Below are 13963 nucleotides of genomic sequence, written 5' to 3'. Positions count from 1 at the left end.
GACGATAGAATGGTCGGTATGTCCAACGCTTCATCGTTCTTCTTGACGACGCCCATTTTCTACGTGAATGACGCCCCTCATATCGGGCACGCCTACACGGAGGTCGCTGCGGACGTCCTCGCTCGCTGGCACCGCCAGTCTGGCGATGACACCTGGTTCCTCACGGGTACCGATGAGCACGGTCAGAAGATCCTGCGCACGGCAACCGCAAACGGTGTTGAGCCCAAGGAGTGGGCGGATCGCCTGGTCGAGTCGGCATGGAAGCCGCTCCTCGACACGATCAACATCTCGAACGATGACTTCATTCGCACGACCGATAAGCGCCACGAAGAGGGCGTCGCAAAGTTCCTGCAGAAGCTGTACGACGACGGCCACGTCTACGCTGGCGAGTTTGAAGCGCTGTACTGCGTTGGCTGTGAAGAGTTCAAGCCTAAGAGCGAGATCGTCGACGGCGAAGGCGCATTCGAAGGCGAGAAGGTGTGTGCAATTCACTCCAAGCCGCTCGAGCTGCTTCAGGAGAAGAACTACTTCTTCAAGATGAGCGCATTCCAGGACCGCCTGCTCGCGCTCTACGAAGAGCGCCCCGACTTCGTGCAGCCTGCAAGCGCGCGCAACGAGGTCATCGCATTCGTTCAGCAAGGTCTCGAAGATCTCTCGATCTCGCGTACCTCCTTCGACTGGGGTATCCCCATTCCCTGGGACTCGTCGCACGTGACCTACGTGTGGTTCGACGCACTCCTGAACTACGTCACGGCAACCGGCTATGGCGTTGATGAGGCAGAATTCAACCGCCGCTGGCCCGCAACCCACATCGTGGGTAAAGACATTCTGCGCTTCCACGCGGTGATCTGGCCCGCAATGCTCATGGCTGCTGGCCTTGAAGTGCCCGCAAACGTGTTTGCGCACGGCTGGCTCCTCGTTGGTGGCGAGAAGATGTCGAAGTCGAAGCTCACCGGTATCGCACCGAACGAGATCACCGACACCTTTGGCGCTGACGCGTTCCGCTACTACTTCATGCGTGCGATCTCGTTCGGTCACGACGGCTCGTTCAGCTGGGAAGACCTCGACGCTCGCTATCACGCAGAGCTCGCGAACGGCTTCGGTAACCTTGCCAGCCGTACCCTCGCGATGAACCGCAAGTACTTCGGAGGCGTCGTGCCCGAGCCCGGCGCAGAAGAGGCTGCAGATATCGCGATCCGCGAGCTTGCAGCGCGCGTCGCAGGCGAAGCAGACGCTTCGATCGAGAACTTCATGATCCACGACGCACTGTCGTCGGTTTGGCAGCTGGTCGATGAGCTGAACGGCTACATCACCCTGCAGGAGCCTTGGGTGCTCGCAAAGGACGAGGCACAGCGCGACCGTCTCGGCCGCGTGCTGTACACGGTGAACGAAGGCCTGCGCGCGCTCGCAGTGCTGCTCTCGCCGGTCATCCCTGAGGCAACCACGAAGCTCTGGACCGCTCTCGGCGCAGAGGCAACCCTCGGTGCGCTCGCTGAGCAGCCGCTCCGTGAGGCAGGCACTTGGGGTCAGCTCAAGCCGGGCACCGAGCAGCACCAGCTTGCAGTTCTGTTCCCGCGTATCGAAACGGACGCAGCGGGCGAGTGAGTCAGGCTACTTCCGGTTCTCGGGGCGAGCTGCCAGCGATTCCTGAATCGCTGCCGCTCCCGGTATACGACAACCACACCCATCTCGAGTTCGAGTACGGCTTCACCGTACTCGAGCCCGAGGATGCGCTCGCACGTGCGGCTCAGGCCGGCGTGCGAGGCATCGTTCAGGTTGGCACCGACCTGGAGTCAAGCCGCTGGAGCGCCGCACTCGCGGCGCGTGATCCGCGCGTGCTTGCGGCCGTTGCGCTGCATCCCAACGAGGCGCCAGAGCTTGCTGTGAAGGGCGAGTTGTGCACGCACCTCTCTGAGATCTCGCGGCTCGCAAGTGAGCCACGCGTGCGGGCGGTCGGTGAGACCGGCCTCGACTTCTTCCGCACGGGAGAAGACGGTCGCGCCGCGCAGTACGAGTCGTTCGAAGCGCACATCGATATCGCCAAGGCGAACAAGATCGCGATGCAGATCCACGATCGCGACGCGCATGACGAGGTCGTTGCCACGCTGAAGCGTGTTGGCGCCCCCGCTGGGACGGTGTTCCACTGCTTTTCCGGTGATGCGGAGCTCGCAAAGATCTGCAACGACAACGGCTGGTACATGTCGTTCTCGGGCACGATGACATTTAAGAACGCACCAGCGCTGCGCGAGGCACTCGCGATCGCAGACCCGAAGCTTGTGCTGGTGGAGACGGATGCGCCGTTCCTCACGCCCGAGCCGTTCCGCGGCCGTCAGAATGCGCCGTATCTCATGCCGCACACGGTGCGCCGCATGGCAGAGGTTCTTGCGCAGCCGCTCGACGAGCTGTGCGCACAACTGGTAGCGAATACCGAGCGAGTCTATGGCTCGTGGGAAGAGACTGAAGATGAGTGAGCGACTGCTCGGCCCCGCTGAGGTGCGTGAACTGGCTGAACGCCTCGATGTTTCACCCACCAAGAAGCTCGGTCAGAACTTTGTGATTGACCCGAACACGGTTCGTAAGATTGTCCGCCTCGCAGGGGTAGAACCCGGCGACCGCGTGATTGAGATCGGCCCTGGCCTCGGCTCGCTGACGCTCGGCATCACCGAAGCTGGCGCTGACGTGACCGCTGTTGAGATTGATCCGCGCCTTGCTGCAGAGCTTGGCGCGACGATCCGCACCATGCAGCCCGAGGTGTTCGAAGACCCTGAGGCGCCGCGGTTCCGCGTGATCCGCAGCGATGCGCTTGATGTAACGGCTGAGACGTTTGCTGATCTGCCTCCGCTCGAGCGCCTGGTTGCGAACCTGCCGTACAACGTCTCGGTGCCGATTCTCATGCACCTGCTTGAGCTGATCCCGACCCTGCGCTCTGGCCTCGTTATGGTGCAGGCGGAAGTTGGCTACCGAATCGCCGCAAAGCCTGGCTCGAAGGAGTACGGCGCACCGAGCGCGAAAGCTGCGTGGTACGGCGACTGGGGCATTTCCGGCACCGTGAGCCGCCGGATCTTCTGGCCGGTACCCGGCGTCGATTCGGTACTGGTCGGTTACGAGAAGGCTGCTGAGCCGATGGGCACCGAGGCTGAGCGCGAGCTCACCTTCGCGCTCATCAACGCGGCCTTCGGCCAGCGTCGCAAGATGATCCGCCAATCGTTGCAGGCAGTGCTTGGCAACATGGAAGAGACCACGGCCGTCATTGAACGCGCCGGAATCGCTCCGACCACCCGCGCTGAACAACTCAGCACCGGTGATTTCCTCGCTATTGCGCGCTCGGTTACACCCGATGCGTGACATGAGCCGGTCGTGCGCTACGGTGGCCATATGTTGACCACTCAGCGACGGTCTATCACCGTACGAGCTCCGGGAAAGATTAACGTCTTCTTCCGGGTTGGCTGCCTGCAGAAGGATGGCTACCACGACGTAGCCTCGCTGTACCAGGCCGTATCACTTTTTGAAGAAGTCACCGCGACGCACGCTGATGACTTCTCGGTCACCTTTGGTGGTCCGATTGACGTGCAGGCCCTCGAGGTAGATGACTCGAACCTTGCGATCCGCGCGGCAAAATTGCTTGCCGAACGCACCGGCTACACCGGTGGCGTGAAGCTCGCAATTATCAAGCGCGTTCCCATTGCTGGCGGTATGGGCGGCGGATCCGCTGACGCGGCAGCGACTCTGCTCGCATGCGACGAACTCTGGGGCACCGGCCTTGGTCGTTCTGGCCTGCTGGAGCTTGCTGCCGAGCTTGGTGCCGACGTGCCGTTCGCGCTCGAGGGAGGCACCGCGGTCGGCACCGGTCGTGGCGACCAGCTGAGCCCCGCGCTCGCGCAGGGCAGCTTCCACTGGGTGCTCGCGCTCTCTGACCTCGGTCTCAGCACGCCTGAGGTGTACCGCATGCTCGATACCCACCGTGACGATCACCTGAGCACGCTCGGCCCGCAGCCGGAGTACGTGAAGGTGGAGACCGCCGTGCTGCAGGCGGTGCGTATCGGCGATCCCGAGTCGCTCGCAGACTCGATGCACAACGACTTGCAGGCGGCAGCGCTCCGGCTTGCACCTGAGCTCACCGAGCTGCTTGAACTCGGTGAATCGCACGGTGCCCTTGCGGGTATCGTTTCGGGTTCGGGGCCGACGATTGCGTTCCTCGCGCACGACGCGCAGTCGGCCGCCGAACTGTGCGGTGTGCTGACGCGTCGTGGGATCCGCGCGCTGACCGCCACCGGCCCCGTGCCTGGCGCTCGCGTGATCGAGTAACAACTTGGGAATAGATCGCGGCACATGCACGTTGGAACAGATGTGAGCGAAAAGATTCGTGTAGACATTTGGTCCGACATTGCATGCCCCTGGTGCTACGTAGGTAAGCACCGTTTTGAGGCGGGTGTCGCGGCTTTCCAAGCAAACAACCCTGACGTGGCGTTCGAAGTTGAATCGCACAGCTTTGAGTTGGCCCCCGATACGCCCCTCGATTTCGTTGGAAACGAGATCGACTTCCTCGTGAAGCACAAGGGCATGCCGCGTGAGTCTGTCGAGGGCATGCTCGGTCAGATGACCGGCCTCGGCAAAGACGAAGGCATTACCTTCAACTTTGGCGATATCCAGCACGTGAACACTGCCCGCGCACACCGTGCGCTGCATTTCGCGAAGGAGAACGGGCTGCAGCACGAGCTGCTCGAGCGTCTGTTCCGCGCATATTTCACCGACGGTGAAAACCTGTCGGACGTCGACGTTATTGCGCGTCTTGCGAGCGAGGTAGGCCTCGACGCAGACGGCGTGCGTGCGGCGCTGAACGACGAAGCATACGCGGAAAAGGTCGAGGCTGACATCACTCGTGCCCGTATGCTCGGCGCGAACGGCGTTCCGTTCTTCCTCATCAACCAGAAGTACGGCATCTCTGGCGCGCAGGCGGCAGACGCATTCGCCGGCGCATTCGAGCAGGTCATGCAGCTCGAGCGCGATGCTCAGTAACGTCAACACGTTCAATACAGGAGGCACCAATGAGTGACACCAAGAACTTCATCGCGGCATCCGCTACGGAAACCGCTGCGGAAGAGTCCACCGAGGCAGCAAACTTCGGCGCGGCAGGCTTCGCTGACGCTGAGACCCGCGAGATTCTCAACCTGCTCGGCACCGATGTCGAGAGCGCCGGCTCATGCTGCGGCGGATCCTGCTGCAGCTAACAATTGACGCACTGAACGTGCCGCACGAGCCGATCCTGGCTCGTGCGGCATTTTCATTGCCGCGACCGGCCTAAACTGGAGGAGCTATGGCACATCTTTTGGGGGCCGAGGCCCTACACCTCGAAGTACCGACCAAGGTTATTTTTGACTCGGTGACGCTTGGCGTCGCTGAGGGGGACCGCATCGGCATCGTCGGTCGCAATGGTGACGGTAAGTCATCGCTGCTCATGATGCTCGCTGGCCGCCGCAAGCCTGACTCGGGCCAGGTGACAATGCGTGGCGGCACGACAATCGGCGTGCTCGACCAGGCTGACCAGTTCCCGGCCGATGAGACGGTCGGTCATGCGATCGTCGGTGACCGTCCGGAGTACGAGTGGGCAGGCGATCCGCGCGCCCGCGAGGTCATTGCTGGCCTGGTGTCGGACCTGCCCTGGGAAGCTCCCATCTCCTCGCTGTCGGGTGGCCAGAGCCGCCGCGTCGCGCTTGCTCGCCTGCTCGTTGGCGATCACGAGATGCTGTTCCTTGATGAGCCGACGAACCACCTCGACGTCGAGGGCATTGCCTGGTTGGCGGATCACCTCAAGCGTCGCTGGCCCCGCGGCCAGGGTGCGCTCCTCGTCGTGACCCACGACCGCTGGTTCCTCGATGAGGTCTGCACCACGACCTGGGAGGTGCACGACCGTCTCGTCGAGCCCTTCGAAGGCGGCTACGCGGCGTACATTCTGCAGCGCGTCGAGCGTGATCGTCAGGCCGCGGTCGTCGAGCAGAAGCGCCAAAACCTCGCCCGCAAGGAGCTCGCGTGGCTCCGCCGCGGCGCCCCCGCGCGTACTGCGAAGCCGAAGTTCCGCATTGACGCGGCGAACGAACTCATCGCTGACGTTCCCGAGATCCGTGACAAGGTGTCGCTGCAGTCGATGGCGGTGAACCGCCTCGGCAAGGAGGTCGTGAACCTCCTCGACGCTGGCGTCTCCTACGACGACGTGATGACGGGCGACGAGCGCGTCATTCTGAAGGACATCGAGTGGCGACTCGCTCCCGGTGAGCGTACCGGCATTCTCGGCGTGAACGGCGCTGGTAAGTCGACCCTGCTCGGTCTGATTTCGGGCACGGTCGAGCCGACCGAAGGCACGGTGAAGCGCGGCAAGACCGTGCAGGTCGCGACGCTCACGCAGCGCCTTGATGAGTTGGCGGATCACCAGAACGAACCCGTCCGTGAAGTCATCGGGCGCCTGCGCTCGAACTTCACCGTCGGCAGCGGATCGAAGGCTCAGGAGCTTTCGCCCGGCCAGCTGCTTGAGCGCATGGGCTTCACCAACGCCCAGCTCTCGACCCCCGTCAAAGATCTGTCGGGTGGCCAGAAGCGCCGTCTGCAGCTGCTCATCATTCTGCTTGAGCAGCCGAACGTGCTCATCCTCGATGAGCCGACGAACGACCTCGACACCGACATGCTTGCCGCGATGGAGGACCTCCTCGACTCGTGGCCGGGCACCCTGCTCGTCGTTTCGCACGACCGGTACTTCCTCGAGCGCGTGACCGATCAGCAGTACGCGATCTTCGACCAGACGTTGCGTCACCTACCCGGTGGCGTCGAGCAGTACCTTGAGTTGCGCGCGGCTGAGGACGCTCGCGCTGAGGCTGGTGCTGGGGTTGCGACGTCGACGACGACGGGTGGCGGATCGGCGGCTTCCGCTGCTTCGGCCTCGGCTGAGCCCGCACTCTCTGGTGCGGAGCGTCGCGCCGCTGAGAAGGAGCTCAGCGCAATCGAGCGCAAGATGGAGCGCCTGCAGAAGGACATCGTGAAGGCCCGCGATGGCCTCGCGACCCTCGATCAGGCGAACTACTCATTGCTGAACGCTGAGATGGCAAAGATTACTGCGGTTGAGGCTGAGGTTGAGGAGCTCGAAATGCGCTGGCTCGAGCTGAGCGAGCAGCTCGGCTAGTCCTCTTTGCGGGTCAACCCCGCGAGATCGATAGTTTCTCCCGAGAAGGATAGTTTCTGCCCGCAGAAACCCCTGTTTTCGAGAGAAAGTGGTCATCTCGCGGGGTTGACTTGTCTGTGCAGCCAGCAATGTATCTAGCCCTGTGAGATAGGGCAGGCAGCCCTGTGGCCGGCCCATGCGGCTTCTTGTCGATGGCCTGTTTTGAGATGCTGTGAGCGCCGAAGTCGGTCACAGCATGCGGAATGGGGGAGCGCTACGCCTGGAGCCGTGCCTCGAGTGCAGCGGCGATCTGCTCAGCGGTAGGCGCCCCCTTGAGGCCAGCTTCGGTTGGGTAGACCCGGCAGGCGAGTTGGTCGGTGCGCCCGCCTGACTCGAAGAGATCGTCGCCATCGACGATGATGGTGGGTGAGCCAGCGAAGCTGTGCGCTGCAGCATCTTCGGGTGTGCGGATGGTCACGTCAGCCACGACGACATTATTCAGGCCGATGGCCTCGAGCGCCCTTCTCGTGTGGGCAAGTGCTGCCTCTGCGCTCGGGCAGTCGTCGATGGAGAGAACCTGAATCTTCACCCTCCGAGTGTAACCCTGCGTGGGTGAGGCAACACCGAGAAACAACACCGCCTTCTCGAGACGTTGACGCTTTCTTGGGTCGCGTTGGATGATGTGAATCTCAGTTACCTCACAGACGTATTCGTTCGGAGAAGGTCACATGCCCCTCACGGATATTCCCGCAACGCGATGGTCAGGCGAACGGCGGCTGCAAAGGTGTGGGCGGATCCGCCCCAACGCAAAACCCCCGGGCCTCATGCGAGGCGCCGGGGGCAGTGGTGAAGCGAAGCGGGATTAGCGGCTTGCGTCCGCGTCCTCGTCGTCAGCTTCAGCCGCGTCGAGCGGATGAACCTGGGTCGGGATCGCAGCGGTTAGCGGACGGTTCTCCTTGATGAGCTTGCGCTTGCGCAGCTGCCACAGGATGGTGAGCAGGAGGAACCAGAACGGCGTTGCAAGGAACGGTGCGCGGGTATCTGCGCCGTAGAGCAACGTGCCAGCGATGAAGACGAAGAACGCGAGCACGAGCCACGGGGTGACCAGGCCGAACGGCATCTTGAACTTCGAAGCGGCATGACGTTCGGGGAACTTCCGGCGGTACACGATGTAGCTCACAACAATCGAACCCCAGGTGAAGAGCACGAGGGTTGCGCACATCGATGACACGAAGGTGAATGCCTGAACGACGTTCTCGCCGGCGAAGAGCAGCGGCACAGCAGAGAAGAGGAACACCGACGTGAAGAACACGGCCTTCGACGGGACACCGCGATTGTTGACCCAGGCAAATCCGCGTGGGGCGTGACCGTCCTTCGAGAGGCCGAACAGCATGCGAGTACCGGAGTACAAACCGGAGTTCGCGCTCGATGCCGCAGAGGTGAGCACGACAAGCTGGATTGCGAAGGCAGCCATGCCAAAGCCTGCGAGCGACAGCGTCGAAACGAAGGGGCTCTTCTCAGGGTCAATCTGATCCCACGGGGTGATGCTCATGATGACACCGAGTGCGAGTACGTAGAAGAGCATGATGCGCATAACGATCGAGTTGATCGCCTTGGGTAGGTTCTTGCGGGGGTTCTCAGTCTCAGCAGCCGCGGTGCCGACGAGCTCAACGCCGATGAAGGAGAAGATACCCATCTGGAAGCCGAGCACGAAGCCGCTCGCACCCATCGGGAACATGCCGCCGTGGGTCCACAGGTTGGTGACCGACGCGGTGTTGCCTGATGGGGACTGGAAGCCCATGACGATGAGCACGATGCCGACAGCGATGAGGGCAAGAATCGCGACAATCTTGATGATCGCGAACCAGAACTCGGTCTCGCCGAAGAACTTCACTGGCTGCAGGTTGAGCAGCAAGAGCACGCCGGCGGCAATGAGTGCGGGCAGCCATGCGGGGATCGATTCGTTGAACCACTGCACGTAGGCAGTGATGGCGATGATGTCTGCGACACAGGCGATGACCCACGAGAACCAGTAGTTCCATGAGACGAAGAAGCCAGCCCACGGGCCGAGTAGATCCTTCGCGATGTCACCAAACGTGTGGTAGTGCAGGTTCGACAGCAGTAGCTCGCCCAGAGCGCGCATGATGAAGAAGACGAAGAAACCGATCACCATGTAGACGAAGATGATCGACGGGCCGCTGACGCTGATGAGCTTGCCAGAGCCGAGGAACAGGCCGGTGCCAATGGCGCCGCCGATTGCGATGAGCTGCAGGTGCCGGTTCTTCAGCCCGCGCTGCATCTCTGTTGGTTGGGTGGTCGAGTGTGAGGTATTCATGACACTCCTTTGTGTAAGTCAGAAAAAAATATAAGGAGTCTGGGGTTGCCGCAGCCAACGCAGGCAACCCCAGCTCAATCACACGACGACGCGGAATGTATCGAGTGCAGGGTCGTTTGCTCCCCGGACATAACCGGAGGCTGCGGCAGCGGTGGCGCGCAGGAAGTCCACGGCAGCCTGACTGAGGATTTCACCCGGGAGCACATTCGGTACTCCGGGGGGATACGCCGCGAGCGGGTCAGCCGAAACTCGACCAACCGCGTCCTGATAGGAAACGGTCTCTACGCTACCAAAGAATGCCTCGCCAAGCCCCATCGCGCGCTCGCAGCTGGGCGGCAGGGTGAAGGGGCGCTCTGGTTCGATCTCTGCTTCGGGGAGTGCCTGCAGCGAGTTCCAGAACCGATCAACATCGAGCGGCGACGTTGCGCCGATGAGCAGCAGCAGTGCTGACGGAGTGGAAAGCTCGCAGTAGATACGGTGATCGCTGAGCAAGAGTGAGTGTGCGTCATCGCCACGAATGCCAGCGCCGCGGGTATCGATCGCGACCTTCAATGGGTCAATCGCGATCGTGCCGGGGCTTGCCAGGATGTCTGCCGTGGCGTCGCGGTAGCGGCGATCGTTCTTGATCCGCGCGCGAATCTCGTTCGCCGATGCGACCGCGAGGCCGACGCGCTCCTGATTCATGACGATGTGGCGGCGTGCCTCATCGATCGAGGCGAGCAGCAGTGCGCTCGTGCTCGTCGACTGGTGCGAACGCACCACGCGATCGGTGAGTGACTCGAGCTTTTCAGCGAACGGGCCGTGGCCGAGCTGCAGCATTGCCGACTGCGTGAGTGAGCCGGCGGCTTTGTGCGTGCTCGAAACGACGAGGTCGGCGCCGAGGCGTGCGGCGTTGACCGGCAGCTCCGGGTGTAGGCCGAAGTGGGAGCCCCAGGACTCGTCGACGATGAGCGGGACACCGTGCTTGTGCGCAACCTCAGAGATCGCCGCGACGTCAGATACTGCGCCGAAGTAGCTCGGTGACACGATGAATACTGACGACGCCTGCGGGTTCTCGGTCAGTGCGGTGTCGACCTGCTCGGCGGTCACGCCGTGGTTCGAACCGAGGCCGGTATCAACGAAGCCGTGCACGAAGTGTGGGGTGATGCCCACGCGTGCGATGCCGTCAATCACGCTGGAGTGCATGCTGCGCTGTACCACGATGTCGGTGCCGAGGCCGCGCGCGACGCTCGTTGCGATGTGGTTGCCGCCGGAAGCGCCAGTCGTGATGAACCAGGTGCGCGATGCGCCCCAGGCCTCAGCTGCGAGATCCTGTGCTTCCATGATCGGGGTGACGCGACCGGGGGTCGTGAGGCGCCAGGTCTCCTGATCGATGCTGCTGAAGAGCATCGGGAAATCCAGCGTGAGGGCGTGTTCGCCAACGAGCGAAGCGACGCCGGGGGCATTTTCTGCCTTCGCCTGGTGGCCAGGTACGTGAATACGCTGCCAGTCCTGCTGCGCGAGCGAGCGCAGCGCGTCTGCGTAGGGGGTAACCGAGTGGCGTTCAAGGAACGCCGATCGGTCACCGGGGGTGTCTGAGTCTTGCATTGCCATGCAAGCAGATTCTCACCAATGTTCAACGTACGGAATATCAGACACCCCGAGGCCTGTGTAATACTCCGTATGTCATACGATGGATGTGTGATGAATCTTCAGCAGTTTCGCGTGCTGCTTGCGGTGCGCGACACCGGCAGCCTGACCCGCGCGGCAGAGGCGCTGCACTACGGCGTGCCCACGGTTGCCCACCATCTCCGCACGCTCGAGGCCCATCTCCAGGCGCCGCTGGTGGAGCGCACCAGGGGTGGCACGACACTCACGCCCATTGGCGAGTTCTTCGCAACGGAAATTGCTTCCGTGCTTGACCGCCTCGATGCGGCCGAGCGCGCAGTGGCGGATCGCCGCGACGCCGGCGTCGTCACCCTGCGCGTTGGCACGTTCGCCTCGATTGGCTCTCGCCTGCTGCCGCCGGCGATGGCCGAACTGCAGCGCCGAACCTCGGTGCGGATCGAGATCACCGAGGGTGAGCCGACCGAAATTGTCCGTCTGCTGCGCGCGGGTGACCTACACGCTGGCATCATCTACGACACCTCAGATGAGCCTGCCTTCGAGAGTCCCGACCTGAGCTCGGTGCCACTCCTGTCCGAGCCGTACCGCGTGCTCGTGGGCGAGGGGAGCGAGTGGGCAAAGCGTGGCATGCTCGACCTCACCGAGCTGACCGATGTCGGTTGGATGGCGAGCCGCGCTGGCGACGAGGCATCCGACCGCGTGCTCAAGCGCGTGTTCGGCGGCATCGGTCGGGAGGTGCGCGCGCTCGTTCGCACCGATGATGCGTACATGATCCACGGTCTTGTTGAATCTGGGCTCGGCCTCGCGCTCACGACGAGGGCTGCGGTCGACCTCGACTTCGACGTCGATCTGCGTGCCACCGTGCAGCCGCTCGGCGATCGCCGTGTATCGTTCGTGACACGAAGCGAAGGAGCCCCAGCCGCTGCCCAGTGGCTCGGGGAAATCATGCAGCGGATCGCGGCAGCGCGATCCGCGCACCAAGATTCGCACCCGTCCCGCGGTCCTCAGCCGCACCTGTGAGCGGATCCGAACACGCGAAAATGAACGCGATTCGCCACAGTTTCCCAATTGTGGAACACTTGTTCCAATCTCACCGTCGAGTAGGAGGCGAAATGACCAAGTTCGAGATTGTCGAAGCGTCGATCGAAGATGTGCTGGGTGCGCTCAGTGCAGGAACCACCACCAGTGTGGAGCTCGTTCGCGCATCGTTATCGCGGATTGAGGCGTACGACACCGGCGCAGACGGCCTCCATGCGGTCGTCGTCATGAACCCTGAAGCCATTGCTCAGGCAGAGGAATCTGACCGTCGCTGGGCGGCCGGTACTGCCCGCGCGCTTGAAGGTGTTCCCTTCACCGTCAAGGATTCATACATGGTGAAGGGCCTGACCGTCGCGTCAGGTTCACCTGCGTTCGAGCACCTCACCGCGCAGTGGAACGCATTCTCGGTTGAGAAGCTCCTCGAAGCAGGGGCAGTGCTCATCGGCAAGACCAACATGCCGCCCATGGCAGACGGCGGCATGCAGCGCGGCGTCTACGGACGCGCAGAGAACCCGTACAACCGTGACTACCTCGCAGCGGCATACGCGTCAGGGTCGTCGAACGGCTCCGGTGTCGCCACTGCAACGAGCATGGGCGTCTTCGGAATGGGTGAAGAGACCGTTTCGTCGGGTCGTAGCCCCGCATCGAACACCGGCCTCTGCGCGTACACGCCGTCGTGGGGCGTGCTGTCGATCCGCGGCAACTGGCCGCTGTTCCCCGCACGCGACGTCGTTGTGCCGCACACTCGCTCGATGCCAGACATGCTTCGCCTCCTCGACGTCCTCGTGCAGGACGACGAAAACACCCGCGGCGACTTCTGGCGCAACCAGTCGGCAGTTGCGCTGCCGAAGCCGAGCGAGCACCGCCCTGAGAGCTACCTTGCGCTCGCCGCAGACGCGTCGCTCGCCGGCAAGCGCTTCGCGATCCCGAAGATGTACCTTGGTAAGGATCCGAACTTCCCGATCGAGGTTCGTCCCTCAGTCATCGCGCTCTGGGAGAACGCCCGTGCGCGCTTCGAGGAGCTCGGGGCGACCGTTGTCGAGACTGATTTCCCGCTCATCGAGCGCTATGAGGGCAACCGTCCGGGCCAGGAAAATGTTGGCGAGCTCGGCGTGCTGCCCGAGGGATGGATGGACACCGAGTTCACCGACTTCCTCGCGTTTGGCTGGGATGATTTCCTCCGTGCAAACGGCGATCCTACGATCCCGAACCTCGGTGCGGTCGATCCTGACACGATCTTCCCGCAGCCTCCCGGCACGCTGCCTGACCGCTACGAGGAGGTCGAGGACTACGAAAACCGGTACCGCGCGACCGTCGCGTACGCACGTGCTGGCATCCCTGATCCGCGCACCCGCGATGACTTCGCCGACGGCCTCCGCGCGCTGGTGCAGCTGCGCGAAGATCTCTTCGAGACCTGGCTCACCGAGAACAACTTCGACGGCGTCGTGTTCCCTGCGAACGCTGATGCTGGTCGTGAGAATGCCGAGCGCGACGTCGAAGCTGCAGATCACGCGTGGTCAAACGGTGTCTTCTTCTCGAACGGCAACTATGCGATTCGCCACCTCGGTGTGCCGACCGTGACCGTCGCGATGGGTGTCATGTCTGACATCGGTGTGCCTGTCGGCCTGACCTTTGCTGGTCGCGCATATTCGGACCCCGAACTGCTCGCATACGCGGCCGCATTTGAGGCTGGCGGATCGGGATCGCTCCGTCAGGCACCTGCAGCAACCCCTGCCCTGTAATACCGGGCAACCTCAGTGGATAGAAACGGGGGCTGAACGTGGAACACCACGATCAGCCCCCGTTTTCGCGCCTGGAAATGAGAGCCAGTGCGCGTC

Annotated in this window: 12 protein-coding genes; 9 read left to right on the top strand and 3 right to left on the bottom strand. The window is 62.8% G+C overall.

Annotated elements, in window-relative coordinates; all coding sequences use genetic code 11:
• Positions 1-18: 18 nt before the first annotated feature.
• The 7 genes from metG to ICM05_RS00675 all read left to right on the top strand — a co-directional run bounded on the left by metG (position 19) and on the right by ICM05_RS00675 (position 7168).
• Positions 19-1605 carry a methionine--tRNA ligase gene (metG, locus tag ICM05_RS00705; protein WP_188022644.1) on the top strand — a complete coding sequence of 529 codons (1587 nt, stop codon included), beginning with the start codon at positions 19-21 and terminating at the stop codon, positions 1603-1605.
• Positions 1602-2471 carry a TatD family hydrolase gene (locus ICM05_RS00700; RefSeq protein ID WP_188022643.1) on the top strand — a complete coding sequence of 290 codons (870 nt, stop codon included), beginning with the start codon at positions 1602-1604 and terminating at the stop codon, positions 2469-2471. The genes metG and ICM05_RS00700 overlap by 4 nt, the downstream gene beginning before the upstream one ends.
• Positions 2464-3345: a 16S rRNA (adenine(1518)-N(6)/adenine(1519)-N(6))-dimethyltransferase RsmA gene (rsmA, locus tag ICM05_RS00695; protein ID WP_188022642.1), complete on the top strand. Its 882-nt coding sequence runs from the start codon at positions 2464-2466 to the stop codon at positions 3343-3345. The genes ICM05_RS00700 and rsmA overlap by 8 nt, the downstream gene beginning before the upstream one ends.
• Positions 3346-3375: 30 nt before the next feature.
• Entirely contained in the window at positions 3376-4305 is a 930-nt protein-coding gene (locus ICM05_RS00690; protein WP_188022641.1) for a 4-(cytidine 5'-diphospho)-2-C-methyl-D-erythritol kinase, read from the top strand.
• A 42-nt stretch (positions 4306-4347) separates the two neighbouring features.
• Positions 4348-5016, top strand: a complete 669-nt coding sequence (locus tag ICM05_RS00685) for a DsbA family oxidoreductase (protein WP_188022640.1) — start codon at positions 4348-4350, stop codon at positions 5014-5016.
• A 29-nt stretch (positions 5017-5045) separates the two neighbouring features.
• Positions 5046-5228, top strand: coding sequence for a hypothetical protein (locus tag ICM05_RS00680; RefSeq protein WP_188022639.1), 183 nt, complete (start codon positions 5046-5048; stop codon positions 5226-5228).
• Positions 5229-5314: 86 nt separating this feature from the next.
• Positions 5315-7168, top strand: a complete 1854-nt coding sequence (locus ICM05_RS00675) for an ABC-F family ATP-binding cassette domain-containing protein (RefSeq protein ID WP_188022638.1) — start codon at positions 5315-5317, stop codon at positions 7166-7168.
• A 253-nt stretch (positions 7169-7421) separates the two neighbouring features.
• Here the strand turns inward: ICM05_RS00675 and ICM05_RS00670 are convergent, their stop codons facing one another.
• The 3 genes from ICM05_RS00670 to ICM05_RS00660 form a co-directional block, all read right to left on the bottom strand.
• Positions 7422-7736 (bottom strand): hypothetical protein, encoded by a 315-nt coding sequence (locus tag ICM05_RS00670; protein WP_188022637.1) that lies wholly within the window; start codon positions 7734-7736, stop codon positions 7422-7424.
• 273 nt (positions 7737-8009) lie between these two features.
• Complete coding sequence (locus ICM05_RS00665) at positions 8010-9482, bottom strand: amino acid permease (protein WP_188022636.1); 1473 nt, start codon at positions 9480-9482, stop codon at positions 8010-8012.
• Between the two features lie 78 nt (positions 9483-9560).
• Entirely contained in the window at positions 9561-11075 is a 1515-nt protein-coding gene (locus ICM05_RS00660) for an aminotransferase class I/II-fold pyridoxal phosphate-dependent enzyme (protein WP_188022635.1), read from the bottom strand.
• 90 nt (positions 11076-11165) lie between these two features.
• Between ICM05_RS00660 and ICM05_RS00655 the strand changes: the two genes are divergently transcribed.
• Together ICM05_RS00655 and ICM05_RS00650 are read left to right on the top strand one after the other, a co-directional pair.
• Positions 11166-12107 (top strand): LysR family transcriptional regulator, encoded by a 942-nt coding sequence (locus ICM05_RS00655; RefSeq protein ID WP_223160264.1) that lies wholly within the window; start codon positions 11166-11168, stop codon positions 12105-12107.
• A 92-nt stretch (positions 12108-12199) separates the two neighbouring features.
• Positions 12200-13867 (top strand): amidase, encoded by a 1668-nt coding sequence (locus tag ICM05_RS00650; protein WP_188022633.1) that lies wholly within the window; start codon positions 12200-12202, stop codon positions 13865-13867.
• The last annotated feature ends 96 nt before the right edge of the window (positions 13868-13963 follow it).

Source organism: Leucobacter sp. cx-42, assembly GCF_014529985.1.
Taxonomy (GTDB): domain Bacteria; phylum Actinomycetota; class Actinomycetes; order Actinomycetales; family Microbacteriaceae; genus Leucobacter.
The sequence above is the reverse complement of the archived record's forward strand: the minus strand, read 5'-3'. Positions and strand labels throughout refer to the sequence as shown.

What these genes read in the sequence shown, in the direction of transcription:
- ICM05_RS00680 (WP_188022639.1), top strand. Translation starts at nt 5,046, where the DNA reads ATGAGTGACACCAAGAACTTCATCGCGGCATCCGCTACGGAAACCGCT.
- ICM05_RS00660 (WP_188022635.1), bottom strand. Translation starts at nt 11,075, where the DNA reads ATGGCAATGCAAGACTCAGACACCCCCGGTGACCGATCGGCGTTCCTT.
- ICM05_RS00690 (WP_188022641.1), top strand. Translation starts at nt 3,376, where the DNA reads ATGTTGACCACTCAGCGACGGTCTATCACCGTACGAGCTCCGGGAAAG.
- ICM05_RS00675 (WP_188022638.1), top strand. Translation starts at nt 5,315, where the DNA reads ATGGCACATCTTTTGGGGGCCGAGGCCCTACACCTCGAAGTACCGACC.
- rsmA (WP_188022642.1), top strand. Translation starts at nt 2,464, where the DNA reads ATGAGTGAGCGACTGCTCGGCCCCGCTGAGGTGCGTGAACTGGCTGAA.
- ICM05_RS00655 (WP_223160264.1), top strand. Translation starts at nt 11,166, where the DNA reads ATGAATCTTCAGCAGTTTCGCGTGCTGCTTGCGGTGCGCGACACCGGC.
- metG (WP_188022644.1), top strand. Translation starts at nt 19, where the DNA reads ATGTCCAACGCTTCATCGTTCTTCTTGACGACGCCCATTTTCTACGTG.
- ICM05_RS00650 (WP_188022633.1), top strand. Translation starts at nt 12,200, where the DNA reads ATGACCAAGTTCGAGATTGTCGAAGCGTCGATCGAAGATGTGCTGGGT.
- ICM05_RS00665 (WP_188022636.1), bottom strand. Translation starts at nt 9,482, where the DNA reads ATGAATACCTCACACTCGACCACCCAACCAACAGAGATGCAGCGCGGG.